This window comes from Maribacter sp. R86514 (genome assembly GCF_044597005.1).
Taxonomy (GTDB): Bacteria; Bacteroidota; Bacteroidia; order Flavobacteriales; family Flavobacteriaceae; genus Maribacter.
In genome coordinates, this window is record NZ_CP138999.1 from 3,182,294 (window position 1) to 3,202,591 (window position 20,298).

At 34.1% G+C, this 20,298-nt stretch carries 11 protein-coding genes; 8 read left to right on the forward strand and 3 right to left on the reverse strand.

The features are described 5' to 3' along the window. Position 1 precedes the first annotated feature (1 nt). Positions 2–3,829 carry a PAS domain S-box protein gene (locus SJY30_RS13840; RefSeq protein WP_396632740.1) on the reverse strand — a complete coding sequence of 1,276 codons (3,828 nt, stop codon included), beginning with the start codon at positions 3,827–3,829 and terminating at the stop codon, positions 2–4. Between the two features lie 424 nt (positions 3,830–4,253). Here SJY30_RS13840 and SJY30_RS13845 point away from each other — a divergent pair, with 424 nt between their 5' ends. The 5 genes from SJY30_RS13845 to SJY30_RS13865 all read left to right on the forward strand — a co-directional run bounded on the left by SJY30_RS13845 (position 4,254) and on the right by SJY30_RS13865 (position 10,952). Beyond that, positions 4,254–6,110 carry a cation:proton antiporter gene (locus tag SJY30_RS13845; protein ID WP_396632741.1) on the forward strand — a complete coding sequence of 619 codons (1,857 nt, stop codon included), beginning with the start codon at positions 4,254–4,256 and terminating at the stop codon, positions 6,108–6,110. A gap of 233 nt (positions 6,111–6,343) precedes the next feature. Beyond that, entirely contained in the window at positions 6,344–6,607 is a 264-nt protein-coding gene (locus SJY30_RS13850) for a hypothetical protein (RefSeq protein ID WP_396632742.1), read from the forward strand. 182 nt (positions 6,608–6,789) lie between these two features. Continuing rightward, a complete protein-coding gene (locus SJY30_RS13855) occupies positions 6,790–9,156 on the forward strand; it encodes an outer membrane beta-barrel protein (protein ID WP_396632743.1) in 2,367 nt (788 codons plus the stop codon). A 13-nt stretch (positions 9,157–9,169) separates the two neighbouring features. Beyond that, on the forward strand, positions 9,170–10,177 hold the full coding sequence (locus SJY30_RS13860; RefSeq protein ID WP_396632744.1) for a sensor histidine kinase: 1,008 nt from the start codon (positions 9,170–9,172) through the stop codon (positions 10,175–10,177). A gap of 10 nt (positions 10,178–10,187) precedes the next feature. Then, entirely contained in the window at positions 10,188–10,952 is a 765-nt protein-coding gene (locus SJY30_RS13865) for a LytR/AlgR family response regulator transcription factor (RefSeq protein ID WP_396632745.1), read from the forward strand. Positions 10,953–10,960: 8 nt separating this feature from the next. On the opposite strand, the gene lepA is transcribed toward SJY30_RS13865, so the two are convergent. Continuing rightward, positions 10,961–12,757, reverse strand: a complete 1,797-nt coding sequence (lepA, locus tag SJY30_RS13870; protein WP_396632746.1) for a translation elongation factor 4 — start codon at positions 12,755–12,757, stop codon at positions 10,961–10,963. Positions 12,758–12,958: 201 nt separating this feature from the next. On the opposite strand from lepA, the gene SJY30_RS13875 reads away from it, so the two are divergent. The 3 genes from SJY30_RS13875 (at position 12,959) to dusB (ending at position 19,089) form a co-directional block, all read left to right on the forward strand. Next, complete coding sequence (locus tag SJY30_RS13875; protein ID WP_396632747.1) at positions 12,959–15,361, forward strand: outer membrane beta-barrel protein; 2,403 nt, start codon at positions 12,959–12,961, stop codon at positions 15,359–15,361. Positions 15,362–15,471: 110 nt separating this feature from the next. Then, complete coding sequence (locus tag SJY30_RS13880) at positions 15,472–17,871, forward strand: outer membrane beta-barrel family protein (RefSeq protein WP_396632748.1); 2,400 nt, start codon at positions 15,472–15,474, stop codon at positions 17,869–17,871. Between the two features lie 219 nt (positions 17,872–18,090). Beyond that, complete coding sequence (dusB, locus tag SJY30_RS13885) at positions 18,091–19,089, forward strand: tRNA dihydrouridine synthase DusB (RefSeq protein WP_396632749.1); 999 nt, start codon at positions 18,091–18,093, stop codon at positions 19,087–19,089. On the opposite strand, the gene SJY30_RS13890 is transcribed toward dusB, so the two are convergent. Continuing rightward, positions 19,086–20,294, reverse strand: a complete 1,209-nt coding sequence (locus SJY30_RS13890; protein ID WP_396632750.1) for an ABC transporter permease — start codon at positions 20,292–20,294, stop codon at positions 19,086–19,088. The genes dusB and SJY30_RS13890 overlap by 4 nt on opposite strands. Positions 20,295–20,298: the final 4 nt, after the last annotated feature.

Genomic DNA, 20,298 nt, shown 5'->3' on the forward strand with positions numbered 1-20,298 from the left:
TTTAGCTTATTTCGTTTGGTATTTTTAAAGTAAACGTAGTTCCTTCGCCTATTTTGGATTGTACGTCTACCGTTCCTTTTAATTTAAACAAAACTTCTTTTGCTATAAATAGCCCTATACCAGAACCCATTACTTTAGAAGATACTCTGTAAAACATATCAAATATTTTATCTAGTTGGCTGTTAGCCATACCAAGACCATTATCTTTTATAACTAATATAGCTTCTTGGTTTGTAGTTTTTACAAGTATCCAAATAGTAGGGTCCTTCTTGTTGGTGTCATGATATTTTATAGCATTGGATATAAAATTATTCAATAAAACTGAAATTCGCTTACTATCTGATGCAAAATCGATGTTATCTTCTACATTTATGTTGATATTGATTTTATGTGTGTTTTCTAAATACCATAAACTTTCTATAGAATGTTCAATTAAAGTGGTAAAGTCAATGGTCTCTAAATTAAGGGCCAAGTGTTTATTTCTTGAGTATTCAATAATGTCTTTGATAAAATCATCTAGTCTTTCAATAGATTTTTCCATCATATTCAAATGCTGAAATAATTTTGGGTTTATATCTTCCATTTGAATTAATTGTATGAGCCCTAGAACTGAAGATAAAGGAGCTCTTAATTCGTGAGACGCGCTATATACAAAACTATCTAGTTCTGAGTTGGTTTTTTGGAGTTCATGGAATTGAGTTTCAAGTCTGTTCTCGGCTTCTTTTCGCTTTGAGTCGTCATAGATATTGACCAAATAATTTATTTTGTCTTTTAACTGCAGTTGTGCTATAGACATTATGAGTGTTTTTTTCACTCCACTTTTAAGTTCAATTTTATATTCTTCGTTTAATATCTCACCATCTTCTTGTAGTTTCCCCCAGAGTCTATCTCTTTCTATTTCATCAATTTTAACTTCTTTAGAATCCATAACCGTTTTACCGATCAATTTTTTCTTAGATGTCTCCAAAATGGTATAAGCCATCTCATTAGCTTCGATTACCCTTCTTTTCCCATCTAAAATGAGCATACCCATTAAATTGGTCTGAAAAGCCTTTGAAAATTTTTCTTGACTTTCTTTAAGTGCTAATTCCGATTGTATGTTTTTAGTAACATCCATAGTGGTGCCACGATAAATAATAGGCTTGTCATTATCGTCATATATTATTTCTGAAAATGACAGCAAGTATCTTAACGAATTGTCTTTAAGTTTAATTCTATAGTTGCTTGGTGCAGAAATGCCTTGCCCTTTTTTCTCAGCAAGTTTTCTATCTAAAATACCTAAATCTTTGTGATAAATAATTTCTTTAATTAAATCTGGAGTAATCTTCGTGCCCGGTTCCACATCATGAATGGCATACATTTCTTTGGACCATTCTATATTATCATCTGACATATCCCAATTCCAATACCCAATATTGCCTATTCTTATAGCTGCGTTCATTTTAGATTGTAAGTCTAAAATTTCAAAATCAGCTTCTTTTTGCTTTGTTATATCTATTACGGTACCCCTAAAATTAATGGCCTTATCTTCAGAATCTCTTAGTACCTCAATATCTACCATTACATATTTAATAGAACCGTCTTTGACAATTATTCGATAAGAAAAAGCATGCGAACTTTTTTCTAGTATTATCTCTCTTACATTTTTTCGATGTTTTTCTACATCGTCAGGATGAATTAAACTTTCAAGTAAAGGTATAGTCAATAATTGATCAGGTTCTATATCGTAAATAGAATACATTAAAGGTGAGCATACAAAAGATTGCGTAGAAATATCAAAATCCCAATACCCAATTTTACCAATGCGTATTGCTGCGTTCATTTTACTTTGTAGTTCTAGAATTTCTTTTTGGTTTTTTTTACGCTCGGTAAGATCAAAACCAATAGAACCAATGGCAATAGGCTCATCTGTTGTTTCATCCTTAATAAGAAAACCATAAAATTCTAAAGGTGTTATGGTGTCAGTTTTAAAATTTTTAAGTGGTACTTCTCCTGTCCACAACCCTTTTTTCATTACGGTTGGCATATGCTCATTTACAATAACACTTTTATATTTATCATCGAAAAAATCAAAAATTTTAGATTCGTAAATATTAAAATCACTAGGTAAATTAATCATTTTTTTACCGGCATCATTTAAATAGAGGGGTTCACCGGATAGTGTGGCCAAGCCAATGAAACCAGGACTATTTTCAATAATTGAAATTAAACGTTGCTTTTCTCGATCAGCTCTTTTTGCTTCTGTTTGATCTACATAAGTACTTAAACTGAAGTTTTTATCTAGATATTTATAAGGTTCTTTAGATAATAATAAATGTAAAATGCTACCTTTTTTTGTAATGAATTCAGCTTGAAGTCTATCTATTTTATGAGGACTGTTCAACAAATCTACGTTACCATCTTTATTGACTTTGTCTAAATTTATCAAACCTAGTTCCGTAGCGGATTTACCTTTGATCTCCTCAAGCGAATAACCTATTAAATCGAGAAAATAGGAGTTGGCATCCACAAATTTATTGTTCTGGTCCTTAATGGCCATACCAACAAATTTGTTATTATATGCCTTGCTGAATTTAGCTAAGTTTTCTTCAACGGATAACTCTAATTCTTTTCTTTCTGTTATATCTCTGATAATGCCCATAATGATATTGTCATCAAGCATTTTGGCTCTAACTTCTCCAAAAAATACCGAACCATCTTTCTTTAACAGTTTTCGTTCTGAACGTAAGGCTTTACCTGATTTGATATCAGCAAACCTTGGTGGGTTTTTACTAGATTCTTCAGCAGGTACAAGTTCATTAATGTTTTTATTCAACAATTCTTCTTTGGTAAAACCGAACATACTTATAGCATATGGGTTTACATCTAATATGTTTCCCCGAAAATCGTTCAAGAAAATACCATCTGAAGCTCCGTTTATCAATGATTTATATCGCTCTTTGCTATCTTTTAGAAGCGCTGTTTTTTCGTCTACTATTTTTTTTAGTTTTGTAGGTTGTCGCATTAAAAACCAAAAAAGAACACCACAAACCAAAGAGAGTAAAAAGCCAAGTACAGAAAATAGTACGCTAGATGAAATAATGGTATTATCATGCAAATAAACATATAACTTCCATTCTCCTTGGCTAGTGGTAAGTGGTAAAGTGGTAGCGTTTTCTTTAGAAATATTATTAGAAGAGTAAAAAGTTTCTTCGGTTTTATCGGCGTTGATTTTTACTAGTTGATATGAGAATTTTTGATCAAAGGGACTATCTAGTTTAATAGTATTTATTACAGTTGATAAACGAACAACTGCCGCCACAAAACCATTGAATTTCCCATTGTTATACAAAGGTCTTCTTCCAATAATTCCTGAGCCACCTTGTTTTAAATATAGGGGTCCGGCTGTATAATAATCTTTTTTTTCAAGCGTAATTTTTGCACCAAACTTATTATCTGGATCATTTAAAATATTCATTCCAAGAACATCGTTGCCTTTTAATGGATAAACATGGGTGATGATACCTTTTTCATTTACTAGTTCTAAAGCATCGATACTAGTATTGTTATTTAAAAGCAATTGAGCAATACTGTCAAAATTATCTGGTGTCCCGTACTGGTTTACTATAAATGCAAGAGTTTGTGTAGCGTTATAACTTTGACCTAAGATATTTTGTAAATCTATTTTTAATTTTGAAACATGTTGCTCAATTTCTTGCTGTTCTGTTTTTTGATAAAGTTGATGATTTTGATAGGCAATGAATTGAGTAATGATTAAAACAAGTAAAAACGTAGAAATACCATAAAATAATGGGTTTTTATGGAAGGAGCTTTTTTCTGGTTCAGACATTTAAATGAATTCAAAATTATTGGTTAACAACAACAGCCTAAACCAAGGTGATATCTACGAAGTTAAAAAAGTATCGTATAAATAAACGTTTTTTCTCTGTTTTTTGTAAGATTTAACCCGGTGTATAAGGTACACTTATTATCTGAGCGTTAAGTTGATGCGTTCTAAAATTTATATTTTTATACGGTAAGACAAACTGTTTAAAGATTTATTATTTAACACAGATTAAAAACCTTTTCTCCCTTTGTTATAAAATAGAATAGCTTTTGTAAGATCAAGGGTTACATTTTTATGATTATAAAGTATCTAAATAATCTATGGTAAAATTTAGTATGCTGTAACAGTCTTTAAAAATGCACTGTTTACCAATGTTTTTATGTTATATAGTGGTGTTTAATTGTTATTTTTATCCAAAATCAAATAAATGCTAGAGCTTGCTGGAATTATCATTTTAGGAATACTTGCTCAATGGGTGGCCTGGCGATTAAAACTACCCGCAATTTTACCTTTAATTCTTATAGGTTTAATCGTTGGACCGTTGTCAACATTGTATACTGAAGATGGTTCTAAGATTATTGAACCCATATGGAACGGGGACAAAGGTCTGTTTCCTGGAGAAGGTTTGTACTATTTTGTGTCGCTGGCCATTAGTATTATTTTGTTCGAGGGCGGACTTACGCTTAAGCGTTCAGAGATTAAAAATATTGGTCCTGTAATTACCAAATTAATTACTCTTGGTAGTTTAACCACCTTTTTTGGGGCGGCATTGGCGGCCTATTTGCTGTTTGGACTTTCATGGCAGCTATGTTTTCTGTTTTCAGCTTTGATAATTGTAACAGGCCCCACGGTAATTACTCCTATTTTAAGGAATATTCCGCTTAAAAAAGATGTTTCGGCGATATTAAAATGGGAGGGTATTTTAATTGATCCCATTGGAGCATTGGCCGCGGTTTTGGTTTATGAATTTATTAGTGTAGGCGAAGGTCAGGCGTATACTATGACTGCATTGATCGAGTTTGCTAAAATATTATTATTCGGTTTTACATTCGGATTCACTTTTGCCCATGCACTTACATTTTTAATCAAGAAAAACTTTATTCCACATTATTTATTGAACGTAGTATCATTATCAGTGGTTTTGGGGGTTTTTGTAATGTCAGATGTTTTTGCACATGAATCTGGCTTACTAGCTGTAGTTGTAATGGGTATGGTTATGGGTAATACCAATTTACCGAACATTAAAGAGCTTTTATATTTCAAAGAATCTTTAAGTATTCTTTTGATATCCATACTGTTCATTTTACTGGCGGCTAGTATTGACATTTCAGATCTAGAATTAATATTTACATGGAAAACGATTGCACTATTCTTATCCATTGTATTGATCATTAGACCACTTGGGGTTTTCTTGAGCTCAATTGGTTCTAATTTAAAGTTCAATGAAAAGATGTTTATTAGTTGGGTAGGTCCTAGGGGTATTGTGGCCGCAGGTATAGCATCTTTATTTGGATCAAAATTGTTGACGAAAGGAGAGGCCGGGGCAGAATATATTACGCCATTGGTATTCATGATTGTTCTTGGTACTGTTTTGTTAAATGCCACAACGGCAAGAGTGTTTGCCAAACTAATAGGGGTTTTTCTAAATAAATCTGAAGGAATTTTGATTTTAGGGGCATCAAAGGTATCACGTTTAATAGGTGAATATCTACATAAAAACGACAGGCACGTTGTATTAATTGACAATAACCAATCTAATATTGACAAAGCAGAAAAATTAGGATTAGAAGCTATTTCGGCTAATATATATTCAGACAATTTAACCGATAATATAGAACTGAACGATATTGGATATTTAATGGCATTAACGGCAAACTCTGATATAAACAAGTATGCCATAGATAAGTTTCAAGATGCATTTGGTGAGAACGGATCGTTTAGATTGGTAGATGCAGATGAAATGTCTGACCCGGAAAACAACCCTAAAGAAGGCTTGTTTTCACATACGGATGATTTTATAAAATTGACCGAAGCAGCAAGAAAATTTCCGGCTATTCATGAAATAGAACTTCACGACACAGAGCATTATGAAGGTTTGATTGAGATTACAAAAGCAGACGCGGATATTGTTCCTTTGTTTCTTTTGGACCCAGAAGGTGATATTCACATTATTACGGCATTCAGTAAAGAATTTACAGATATTCAGAAAGGTTATAAATTGGCATATTTAGGTAAAATGTTTCCTAACGAAGACCCAGATAAAGAAGAAGCTAAAGAAAGCTAAAACATCAAAGCTTAAATCATTTTCTTAATATTGATCCTTATTGTTTACCATGTAAACGATATAGAATTTAAAAGATTTTTTTTCCGCTACTGTTATATATACATAAGAGGTTTGGCACTATTATCTATTTGTTTTTGGCAGGTCATAAATTTTCTAAACACCATGATCTCGAAATATTTTGTAAAACGATTTCGTTAGGTAGGTAAGAAAAACCAACCAAAACCAAATTTTTTATGAAAAAATCAATTTTATTTTTAGCATTATGTGCTACCGTAGCTTTTACTAGTTGTTCAAAAGATGACGATGATAATGGATGTAAATCATGTACCGCTGCAGATCAAAAAGTGGAAATTTGCGATAATGGCGACGGAACATATGATTTAACCGTAGGCGGTGAAAGCGCCGGAACGTTAGATGAATCTGATTTAGAAGGTATGTCTCCACAACAAGTAGTAGATGCAACTTGTGAAGCTTTAAATTTACTTTCCGATTTCTAATATAGGAAATTAGTATTTTTTTAAAAGTCCTACATTTAAAATGTAGGACTTTTTTGTTTCCTAAAATCTATATCCAAAAGAATACCCAACTCATCCCTTTTTTATCCCAATTGGGCAGAATTTACTTTATTAAAGCATGTGCTGACTATAGTTTTACGGTATCAATAATAAAACGACCAGTCATGAAATTTAAATTAACAACTTTAATAGCAGCACTATTCATCACAGCTGTTTCTATTGCACAGAACACCATCAACGGTACTATTACAGACACATTAGAAACACCGCTTTCTTTTGCCAACATCATTCTGTACGAAGTAGGAAAAGAAGAAGCGGTTACCGGAGTAATTAGCAATGACAACGGAACTTATGTGTTTGAAAACCTTGCAAATGGTACTTATGTAATAGAAGTATCGGTATTGGGTTTTGAAACCAAAAAATCTGATGAACTACAATTATCAGGATCGAATGAAGTAGTTGATTTTACCTTACAAGAAGAAACTCAAAACCTAGATGAGGTTGTTGTAAAAAGTAAGAGACCACAAATTAAACAGACCGCGGAAAAGCTTATAGTAAATCTTGAAAATTCAGATATGGTGAATACCAATCTTCAAGATGTCGTAAAAAAGGTTCCCGGTATTATATTGACTAATGGTAATGTAAGCTATGCAGGTCAGGGTAATATCAGAATACTTATAAACGGAAAGACTACAGATTATATGGATACGGCTAGCTTGCTCAGAGATTTGCCTGCAGACAATATTTCTAAAGTAGAATTAATACAACAGCCAGGTTCGGAATATGATGCGGAAGGCGCGGGTCCTATATTAAACATCATATTAAAGAATAATGTAAAACTAGGTACTCATGGTAACGTAAAGCAAATGGTAGGTTATGAGAATAGGTTTGAGTATGCTACAAGTGCATCGGTTGCTAGTTATAAAAACAAACTTAATTGGCAATTAAGCGCAGGGTATAGAAAATCAACTTCTAGAGATGATCTTATACTGTCTCGTAGTGTTTTGGATGACACTTATGAACAGACTTCAAAATCTGCCTTTGATCCAATTATTATTAATGTTGGGGCAGGTCTTGATTATTATATAACAGACAAACATTCAATTGGTGTAAGTGGTAGAATAGTAAACAGTGATTCTGATCGTGTTTCTAATAACAATACGACCATATCAAACGGTACATCTAACATTACTTTATTAACCGATAATAGTTTCGATAGAAATAGAAATATTAAATCCTTGAACCCTTATTACGAGTTTAAAGATGACAAGAATAAACTTGTACTGGATTATAATTTTGTGGACTACGGTTATGACAATGAAAACAATTTATTTCAAATAGGCACTTCTGAACTACCTTATGATAATAGACGTTACTTTCAAGATGCAGCATACAAGATTAATACGTATAAAGCCGACTATAAAAGAACGGTCAATGAGAGCTTTTCCTGGAATGCAGGCGCCAAATTTTCAGATGTAGAATCAGATAGCGATTTACAGTCTTTTACAGAAGATGATGAAGGTGTATTTCAGTTTCAACCGGCAGAGAGCAACAGGTTCTTGGTAGATGAAACAATACTGGCATTGTATTCTAAATTAAACGTAAAGGTTGATAAATGGAGTTTTTCCGGAGGATTACGTTGGGAAGAAAGTGATACCCGGGGCACTGCAACGACTACAGGAGAAACAAGAACAAGAAAAATATCTAAACTATTTCCAAGTGCAAGCCTAAGCCGAGAAATTACAGAAGAGATCAGTGCTAATCTTGCATACAGTTATAGAATTCGCAGACCGTCTTACAGCTCGCTAAATTCTTTCGTGTATTTCTATGATCCGTATACTTTTGAAGAAGGAAACCCCAATCTAAAACCTGCTTTTACCAACAGCTATCAGTTTAATTTGACGTATGAGAACCAACCCTTCTTCAATATAAGTTATAGAGAAACCTCAGACCAATTATTTGAAATCATAACCCAAAATGATGCATCTGCTGAGACTTCTAGAACCATGATCAATTTGGCAAAAAACGAAAATTGGAATTTTAGCCTCTTTGCACCCTTAAGTTTTATTAATGGATTAGATGGGTATACTGGTGTAATCGCTAATCATAATCGTTACGCGTCAGAAAATCTAGATCCTGAGCTAGATTTGTCTAAATGGAGTATTACTTGGTTTACAAGCGCAGAATATGAATTGCCTTGGGAAATCAATTCGGAAATATCTGGATATTATACTTCAGGCGGATTGGAAGGTATTATTGAATATGAATGGATGGCCGGTATCGATTTAGCCATCAGCAAAAGCTTTCTTGATGACAAATTAAAGGTTAGTTTAGAGTATGAAGAGCTGATACAAAGACCTTTTACAGGTACTGTGAGGTATGATAATGTAGATGCAACTATCGTTTCTAATTGGGCCAGAAACAATGTATTTTTACAATTGAACTATAGTTTTGGTTCAAAATTTGGAAAAAGCAATAAGCGAGAGAACGGTTCAAAAGAGGAACAAAACCGTATTAAACAAGACAATTAATACAGTAACGTAAATGAATACGAAACTAAATAAGTCAGACTTCATATTACTGTGTGTTATTATAGGCGTAACATCACTTCTTAATGTTTGGCAGTATTATGTTTATGGTAATGATCTGTTAGAATTTATAGTTGATATTCCAACATATATAGTCATGGCATGCATTGCTATTGGGTTGTTTATGTATTGGTTGTTACCAAATTTTTTATTGAAGAATACAAACTACTTACTGTTCATTAGCTTAGCAATTGTAATATTGACCGTAACGGGTTTTATAGAAAACCTTGCCGGGTATTGGTCATGTGAAAATGATTGCAGAACATATCCGGTTTGGCACAGAGCATTATTAGACGGTCTTTTTGCTGGTGCTGATAATGTTGGTATTCCCTTAGGTATTTTGTTGACCAAGAAGTTTTATGAAAGCCAAACACAGGTTGTAAAAATTCAAAAACAGCAGAAGGAGAATGAGCTTAAGCTTTTACGTTCGCAATTAGACCCTCACTTTCTTTTTAACAATCTAAACACTTTAGATGCCTTAATAGACAGTAATGCTGATAAGGCAAAGGAATATATAAATCGCCTTTCTTTAATCTATAGATATTTGATTCAAACAAAAGATGCTGAGGTCATGGAGCTTTCAGAAGAAATGAATTTAGCGGATAATTATATGTTTCTTATTCAAACACGATTTGGGGATGATTATAGTTTTCATATAAACAAGAACAGCGACTTTTCCAATAAATTTTTACCCACTGGTGCTATACAGGCCTTATTGGAAAATGTCGTAAAACACAACAAAGCAAGTGGAGAAAATAAAGTACATACAAGTATTGATATTGGTGAGAATTGGTTGACAGTGACAAACAACAAATCAAAATTTACAGTATCAAACGATAGTTTAGGTACGGGTCTTAACAACCTAAAAGCACGATATAAATTACTCTCAGAAGATATCCCTAAAATAGAGGATAGTGAAATTGAGTTTAAAATTTCAATTCCTATAATTAAGTTAAGCAACTAATAAGAAGCCTATGACACTTTTAATATTAGAAGATGAAATTCCCGCTTATCAGAAATTATTAAGTCATCTTAAAACGTTTTTTGATAATGATATAACAAATCATTGGGCAAGATCAATTGCAGAGGGTAAAACGCTTTTAGAAGCTAATTCGTACGACCTTATCTTGTCTGATATTAAATTGTTAGACGGTATTTCTTTTGATTTGTTCAATGCCGTTGAGGTAAGTTGCCCGATTATATTTTGTTCGGCTTATGACGATTATTTATTTCAGGCATTTAATACCAACGGCATAGCCTATATTTTAAAACCATACACGAATGCTGATTTCATAAAAGCATTGGAAAAGTATCAATCTCTTTTTAAACAGGGAGAATATGATAGTAAACTAAGCAATGAAACATTAAGTGCATTAAAATCAGCTTTGCAAGAAGAACAGAGCAATTATAAGAAGCGTTTTGTTATCAAGAGACCAAATGGTATTCAGTTATTGAATACTTCTGAAATTAGTATGATAGAAGCTTCTGGAGATTTCTGTATAGCCGTTGATCAAGAAGGCAAAAGACACCCAATATCACAAACTATTGGGGGCATAATACAACAATTACCACCTAAAAAGTTCTTTAGAATCAACCGCAGTCAAATTGTACATATAGATTATATAGAACAGATAGAGAGTCACTTTAAAAACCGACTACTTATTACGGTAAAAGGATGTAAAGAAAAAGCAATGACCAGTACCTCTACCACTTCCGACTTTAGAAAGTGGTTAGAGTAATCTGATGTTTAGTCGTTCAACTTCAATACCGCCATAAATGCCTCTTGTGGCACCTCTACGTTACCTACTTGACGCATACGTTTTTTACCTTTCTTCTGCTTTTCTAGCAGCTTACGCTTACGCGAGATATCACCACCATAACATTTAGCGGTTACATCTTTACGTAGTGCTTTGGTAGTTTCTCTAGAGATAATTTTTGCCCCAATAGCAGCCTGAATAGGAATATCGAACTGTTGTCTTGGTATCAATTCCTTCAGCTTTTCACACATTTTTTTACCGATATGAACAGCATTATCCGCATGAATAAGAGCAGAAAGGGCATCTACCGGTTGTGCGTTTAAAAGAATATCTACACGTACTAATTTAGAGGTACGCATACCTATTGGTGCATAATCAAAAGAAGCATAGCCTTTTGAAACGGTTTTAAGTCGGTCATAGAAATCAAAAACGATTTCTGCCAATGGCATGTCAAAATTAAGTTCAACACGTTCGGTGGTCAAATACGTTTGGTTCGTTATTTGACCTCTTTTCTCTATACACAAAGACATGACATTACCAACAAAGTCAGATTTTGTAATGATCGTGGCTTTAATATAAGGTTCTTCTACACGATCTATACCAGAAGGATCTGGTAAATCTGTAGGGTTGTTTACAATAATAGGTGTTTCAGGATCTTTACGAGTATATGCATGGTAACTAACGTTGGGTACTGTGGTAATTACCGTCATATTGAACTCTCGTTCTAAACGCTCCTGAATGATTTCCATGTGAAGCATACCTAAGAAACCACATCTAAACCCAAAACCTAGGGCAGCACTACTTTCTGGTGCAAAAACAAGAGAGGCATCGTTCAATTGTAATTTTTCCATTGAAGCACGTAACTCTTCAAACTCATCTGTATCAACGGGGTAAATCCCTGCAAATACCATTGGTTTTACATCTTCAAATCCTGCAATTGCATTTTTGGTTGGGTTAGTGGCATCTGTAATGGTGTCACCCACTTTAACTTCACGAGCATCTTTTATCCCAGTAATTAAATACCCAACATCACCAGCTTTTACGCTCTTTTTAACTTCTTGGGTCAATTTTAAAGTTCCTACCTCATCGGCAAAGTAGTCTTTGTCAGTAGCTACGAATTTTATCTTTTGTCCTTTTTTAATTTCACCGTTTATAACTCTAAAGTAAGTTTCAACACCTCTAAAAGGGTTGTAGACAGAATCGAACACCAAAGCTTGCAGCGCTTCATCTGGATTACCGGTAGGAGCAGGAATACGCTCAATGATAGCTGCTAATATTTCTTCTATACCAATACCTGTCTTTGCAGATGCAGGTATAACTTCTTCTGCATCACACCCTAAAAGGTCAACGATATCGTCAGTAACCTCTTCTGGGTTGGCACTTGGTAAATCTACCTTGTTTAAAACAGGTATGATTTCTAAATCATTTTCTAATGCTAAATACAGGTTAGAAATTGTCTGCGCTTGTATGCTCTGAGCCGCGTCTACGACTAGCAAGGCACCTTCACAGGCTGCAATGGATCTAGATACCTCGTAAGAGAAATCTACGTGGCCAGGAGTGTCGATTAAATTTAGCACATATTCTTCTCCTTTATAAATGTAATCCATTTGTATGGCGTGACTTTTTATAGTGATACCACGCTCCCTTTCAAGGTCCATACTATCCAAAAGCTGTTCTTTTTTCTCTCGATCGGTTACCGATCCGGTAAATTCTAACAGTCTATCTGCCAAGGTACTTTTACCATGGTCAATATGTGCGATAATACAGAAATTTCTAATGTTTTTCATAGCGGTAATAGTAATAATATTGCTAATTTATACTAGGTACAACGCCCGGTATTGAAGAGCAATTGCAAATATAATCTAATTTCCAGCGCTAAGCTTTAGAGTGGTTATCTATTTATTGTTGCAAAGATTGGTTTGTATTACATATATTGTAAAAAATTACCACGTTTTTTTGTTAGATTTGAAAACCAACCCCAATTACAATTGAAAGTATTATTTGCTATTTTATTCTTCACCATTGGTGTTTTTCATACTGCGCATGCCCAAACCTTTGAACTAAAAGGAGAGGTTAAAGATCAATACCAAGAACCTATTGCATTTGCGTCGGTATTTTTATTGACTGTTACAGATTCAAGTTTGGTAAAAGGTACTTCTGCAGATGAAAATGGGGCTTTTTTGTTTTCTGAGGTTGATGAAGGACTTTATTTCTTAAAGGCATCATATGTTGGTCAAGTCTCTAAAAAGTTGCCTCTTCAAATTTTAAAGAACACTAAAATCGGAGCCTTGATTATTGAACAGGAAGCAGAACAATTAAACGAGGTAACCGTAACCAGTAACAAACCTGTAGTTAAAAGAGAAGTGGATCGTATAGTTTTCAATGTAGAAAACACGGTTATTTCTCAGAACAGTTCTTGGGACATTCTTCGTCAAACACCAGGAGTGATTATGATGAATGATGAACTGAAAGTTAGAAATCAAGCCACTACAGTTTATATCAACAATCGTAAAGTGCAATTGTCTTCAGATGAGGTAAGAAGTCTTTTAGAAAATTACCAAGGGGAAAATATAAAATCGGTTGAGGTTATACATAACCCACCAGCAAGTTATGATGCCGAGGGCGGATCAGTTTTAAATATCATTACCAGTAAAAACGTATCCGTTGGTTATAAAGGCAATGTAAATGCCGGGTATACACAAGGGGTCTTTCCGAAGTACAATTTTGGAACATCTCACTTTTACAAGACAAAAAAGTTAAATGTAAACGCAAGCTACAATTACACACCTAAGAAAGAGTTTAAGAATACTTTGAGCAATATCAACTATATGGATAATATTGGTATTGTATCTATTTGGGACACAGATTTTGATCAAGTAATACGAACTAATACACATAGTGCAGGTTTAGCTGTAGACTATGAGTTTAATGATAAGAATACCATAAGCTTAACAAGCAACGCATTGTTACAACCAAAAAGAGATGCTGATTTTTTTCAGGAAACTACAATTAGAAATGCATCGGGAGTTTTAGACTCTTTATTTACAACACAGAGTTTTCTGAGTGAAAGAAAGAATAATATTTCGGGTGACCTCACTTTTAAACATCAATTTGAAGACCAAGCAAATGTTACGTTAAATGCACATTATACAAATTTTGATCTGAACCGAAATCAAGATGCCAACTCAGATTATTTTCAACCTAACGGCTCATTTCTGCGCGATTTTAATTTCTCGACTGTTGCCGATCAGCAGATAGAAATAATGACCGCTCAAATAGATTATACAGATTATTTCGGTAGTGTGTTTTTTGAAATAGGGGCTAAAGGCTCTTTTATTGATTCTGAAAGTAAATTAGATTATTTCTTACGGAATACGGAAACGGAATTTATACCTAGTTTGTCTGATGATTATAGATACGACGAAAGTGTTTATGCGGGTTATTTTAGCTTATCTAAAGATTGGGAAAAATGGAGCGTAAAAACAGGGTTGCGTGCAGAACATACAGAAAGTTCAGGGGTATCTGTAAATGTATCGACAATAAATGATCTTAGTTATTTTGAGTTATTTCCCTCTTTATATATTCTACATACTATTAATGATAACCACAGTCTGTCTTTTGATTATGCTAGAAAAGTTCAACGCCCGAGATATGAAAATTTAAATCCTTTTAGAACATATTTGAATGAAAGAACTTTTGAAGAAGGTAATCCTAATTTAATACCAAGTTTTATTCATAATTTTAATTTGAATTACACCTTAAATCAAGAATATTATTTTGATCTCTATTATAGAGATAATGGTAGGTATATTTCTGATCTTACATTTCAGAACAATGATAATTTTGTGTTGACCGATAATTTTCAAAATATTTTGGGCAGCACTTCTTTTGGTTTAGATTTTACTTATGGGAAGTCTGTATCTAACATTTGGTACCTCTACAGCTATATATCCCTTTTTCATGAAGAAGAGACTTTTTTGGCTGCGCAGAGCGATGCATTTTCATATACCAATAAATTTAATGGAGCTTATATAGACATAACAAATTATATAACCCTTTCTACTGATGGCAGCTTTAAAGGTGAGTTAGGTTTTGTTTACCTTACAGGTTGGTTAGAAGGATCTTATATACAAAAAGAAACTACCAACTTAACGCTAGGTTTAAGAAAATCATTAATGAACAACAGGGCAGTATTAAGCCTTAGTGCCAATGATATTTTGGGCAAGTTTAACAATATAGTTTCTTCTAAATATTTAAATCAAGATAATAGTCTGCTTACTACGCCAGAAACCCAGTATGTAAAGTTTGGCTTCACCTATAAATTTGGTAATTTCCGCTTAGATGACAACCAACGTGATATAGATAAAATAGAGCGTGAACGACTTGAGTAAAGCTAAAACATTAACAATCAACCACTTGATTATTTATTAAGAAAAACTTAAGAATACTGTAAGATAATTCAATATTACTTTCCTACATTTAGGTGTTTTACGCACACTAAATGACTGGTAATTTTTACTTAACACTACTATTCTGTCTTACGTTTACCTTAGCGTTTGCCCAAGATTTTATTATTAAAGGTGTAGTAGTAGATGACAATCAAAACCCTGTCGTTTTAGCAAATGTAATTTTGTTGACCGGCGAAGGTGAATTCATTAAAGGCACAGTAACAAATGATCAGGGTTTTTATGAATTTAAAGCAGTTACTTCGGGTACGTATAATATTGTCGCCAGTTATATAGCAAATACTGTTGAGAGCGCTAATATTTCAGTTACAGAAAATATAGAACTGAAACCTTTAATTCTTCAAAGCGCCCAAGAGTTAGACGAAGTGGTCGTAACTCAAAACAAACCGAAATTAGAACAACGGGCAGACCGGCATATTTTTACCGTGGAAAACACTGCAATTTCTGATGGAGATATCTGGAGTGTTCTAAAACGTACTCCTGGTGTAATGGTAATGAATAATCGATTGTACATTAATGGCAGCCCTAATGTTAATGTGATGATCAATGGTAAGCTAGTGAACTTACCAGAAGGTGATATTATTAATTTACTTAGTGGCAGTTCGGCAAGTAATGTACAATCTATAGAAGTAATAACGAATCCCCCTGCAAAATATAGTGCCGAAGGCGGATTGTTGATTGACATTAAAATGAAGAAAAACCTGGTTGCAGGTTATAATGGTGCTGTTTTTAATAGATATACACAAGGGGTTTTACCAAAACATACTGTAGGTACAGATCACTTTTTTAAAGGTAAAAAAATAGATTTTTCAACGAATTATAGTTTTAGTCATGATAGGGATTGGACCAGATATTCTGATGTTACCACATTTTTTGAAGACCAACAGGAAAGTGAGATTTGGACAGCAGAACAAAAATCGGTAACTAAGAAAAAAAGTCATAGTCTAAACCTTTTCTTAGATGTTGAATTAAATGATAAAAATGCGATTAGTCTTTCTTCCACCTCAAGTTTTGCACCCAATGGAAGAACCATATATACATCTACGACCGATATAGAAAATACAGATGTAGATTTAATAGCGCGTTTAAAAGGGCTCAATATATTAAACGATGATACCTATAACTCCTCTAATTATTTAGATTGGGTGCATAAGTTGAATGGTAAAGGAGCAGAAATAACAACAAATGCACATTTCACATATTATGATTCTAAAGATAGTCAAGAGTTAAACAATGATATAGTAATGGGTTTTACCGATAATACTTCTGAGAATACCTTAGATATAGCATCAGACCAAATCATAAATCTTTTCAGTGTTCAAACAGACCTAACGTTACCACTGTCAGAACAGTCGACCATGGAAACAGGCTTGAGATTTGCAAATATAAATTCTGAGTCAAGTATTCTACAGTCCGGTTTTGATGAAACATTTGAAGGCATTAACCCTACAGGATCAGGTATTTTTAATTACGATGAACAAATTTATGCAGGGTATGTCAGTCTTAGCAACAGTTGGGAAAAATGGAAGTTGAATGTAGGTCTTAGAGCAGAATATACAGATACAAAGGGAGATTTAGATGTTCGATCAATAGCGAACACCACTTCTTATTTTGATTTATTCCCAAACCTTTCAATGTCTTATACGAAAGAAAAAAATGCCTTCATGTTAAAATACTACAGGCGAATTACCCGGGCCAGATATAGCAGTATTAACCCTTTTCAATATTATCTATCCGCAAATTCTATCTTTGAGGGAAACCCTAATTTAAAACCAGCTTACAATACATACGTAGAAGTTGATTATGTGTACGACAAAGACTTTAAGCTTGCCTTATTTACCAGTATAAAATCAGACGAGCAAGTACAACAATTTATTCAAGATAATGACACCAATATTCTTAAAGCACAATATCTAAATTTAGAAACCAATTATAATGTTGGTGCAGATATTAGTGTGTCAAAATATCTTACCTCATACTGGTATTTTTATTTTTTGGTGAGCCAGTATTATAATCAAAATAAGTTTAATGATATAGCAACAGGTGCTATTATTGATAATTCTATTTGGACCACTTATTTACGAGCAAATAACTATTTTACATTATTAAAAGACGAATCGTTGTACGCAGACATGGCTTTCAGCTATATTTCTCCGTACGTGAAAGGTAACGCTAGTTATAGAGCATATAGTAAATTAGGTATAAGTTTTAGAAAGACTTTTTGTAATAAAGATGCTAGTATTTCAATAGGAGTCGAAGATATATTTAATAACGGAAATACTTTTTCTAAAAGAAATTATCTTGACCAGAATAATGCCACAAGTACTAGGCCAGAAAGTCGATTATTTGTATTCGGTTTTAGATATAAATTCGGAAACACAAAAATTCGTGATAATTCTAAAAGAAAGAATACAGACGAAAATAAGCGATTATAACAATTTCTAAGATAGAATACCACCGCAGATCCCAAGGCTTATTAAGCAATACACGCCGGCTAAAATCATAAAGACCTTACCCGCTTTTTTCTTTAATTATAAAACAAGTATTTCAATTTGTTCTAATAATCATTATTGCCATATTATTTATACAATAGATACGGTAATGCCCTTCCCGTATTTTTATATAACTTTGCAACCCAAAATTAAAATACGCCAGTGCCCAAAATAGGAGACATACAACTGCCTGATTTCCCGTTGCTTTTAGCACCTATGGAAGATGTGAGCGACCCGCCGTTTCGTGCCCTTTGCAAAGAACAAGGTGCCGATGTGGTATACACAGAATTCATTTCTTCGGAAGGATTGATTCGTGATGCCGCAAAGAGTGTCATGAAGTTAGATATTTACGAAAAAGAACGCCCAGTGGGAATTCAAATATTTGGGGCGAATTTAGATAGTATGTTACAATCTGTAGAGATTGTAGAGAAATCTAAGCCGGATATTATCGATATAAATTTTGGCTGCCCTGTAAAGAAAGTAGTTTCTAGAGGAGCAGGAGCTGGTATTTTGAAAGATATTGACCTTATGGTCTCTTTGACCAAGGCAATGGTAGAACATAGCAATTTGCCCGTTACGGTAAAAACTAGACTGGGTTGGGATGATAGCTCTATAAAAATTGTTGAGGTTGCAGAGCGCTTACAAGATGTAGGCTGTGCCGCAATTGCCATACATGGTAGAACCCGTGCACAAATGTACAAGGGTAGTGCAGATTGGAACCCAATTAGAGATGTCAAGAACAACCCGAGAATGCATATACCCGTATTTGGTAACGGAGATGTAAATTCTCCGGAAACAGCTATGAAAATGCGTGATGAATACGGATTGGATGGCGCTATGATCGGTCGTGCAAGTATCGGTTACCCTTGGATATTTAGGGAAATAAAGCACTTTTTTGAAACAGGAACACACTTAGCGCCGCCAACTATGGCAGAGCGTGTAGAAGCTGCTCGACGTCACTTGCAGATGTCAATAGACTGGAAAGGGGAAACTTTAGGGGTCTTCGAAACCCGTAGGCATTACACCAACTATTTCAAGGGTATCCCCAACTTTAAGGAGTATCGTATGAAAATGGTTACTAGCGATGACTCTGCATCTGTATTTGCTGCTTTTGATGAGGTATTGCAAAAGTTTGGTGACCACCAATTTACCAACGCTTAAAGGTCTACCAGCTTTTTATTGATACGGCTACTTGCAACTTTAGAAGCAATTACGCCCAATACCAAAATGGTTGCCAGCACTATGACAATGTTGATGAATTCAAACTTTACAGGGTAAGCCAGCGAAGGCGTAATTTTCAGCCAACTAAACGCAAGTTGAGACCATACAATCAGCACACCAAGTAGCACACCAATTAATCCGCCAAAACCAGTAACTAGAACTCCTTGTACAAAGTATATTCGGCGTAATTCTTTAATGGTAGTACCAAGGCTGTAAAGTGTTTTAGAATTTTGTTGCTTATCTAAAATCATCATAATGATTGCACCAACCACATTAAACAGTGCAATAATGAGTACTAAGGTAAAAATGAGGTAGGTAGCCACATTTTCGGTATTCAGCATTTTATAAAGCGTACTATTCAGTTGTTGTCTATTTTTCAATTGCACGTTAGTACCTAGAATAGACTGAATTTCATCTCGAACCGTAATTGGTTCAACACCTTCATCCATCTTAAAATTAATACCGGAAATGGAAAGCGAATCTTTTTCTAATAAAGCCTGAGTCAATCTTAAATCGGCAAACACATATTTATTATCCAAATCAGCCTCTACGGCATAAACACCGCCAATGACCATAGGTAGTTGATTGTAGAGCGTTGATGTGTTCATGGTTTGTGAAAGCGAACCTTTACCGGGTTTGAAGGCATAAATCTGCATAGGGCTACGAAACTGATTGATGGTTACCCCTAATATATTGGCAATACCTAAACCTGCCACTACTTGGGTATCATTAATGGTCCAATCGCCAATGTAGAGTGTACTGTCAACACCGGTTACCTTGGTGTAATTACTATCGATTCCTTTTATGTATGCAATATGGTTTTTACCCCGGTGTTCAAGAGATACCTTTTCTTCTATTTCTTTAGCGTAAAATGCGAGACCGTCAACAGAAAGTAAACGTTGTTCCTGTTCGGGCGTTATGGTAAAAATCTTTCCGGTTATAGGAGAAGCCTTTAAGTCAGGATCAAAAGATTCGGTAAACGAAAGGCTAAAAGTTTTTAATCCGGCGAAAGCCGAAAGCACAATAAAAAGTGCTGCAGAACCAATAACTATAACTAAAAAGGTGATAAAATTAATGATGTTGACCGCGTTCTGGGTACTTTTAGAACGCACATACCTTTTAGCGATATAGAGAGGAAAATTCAACCGA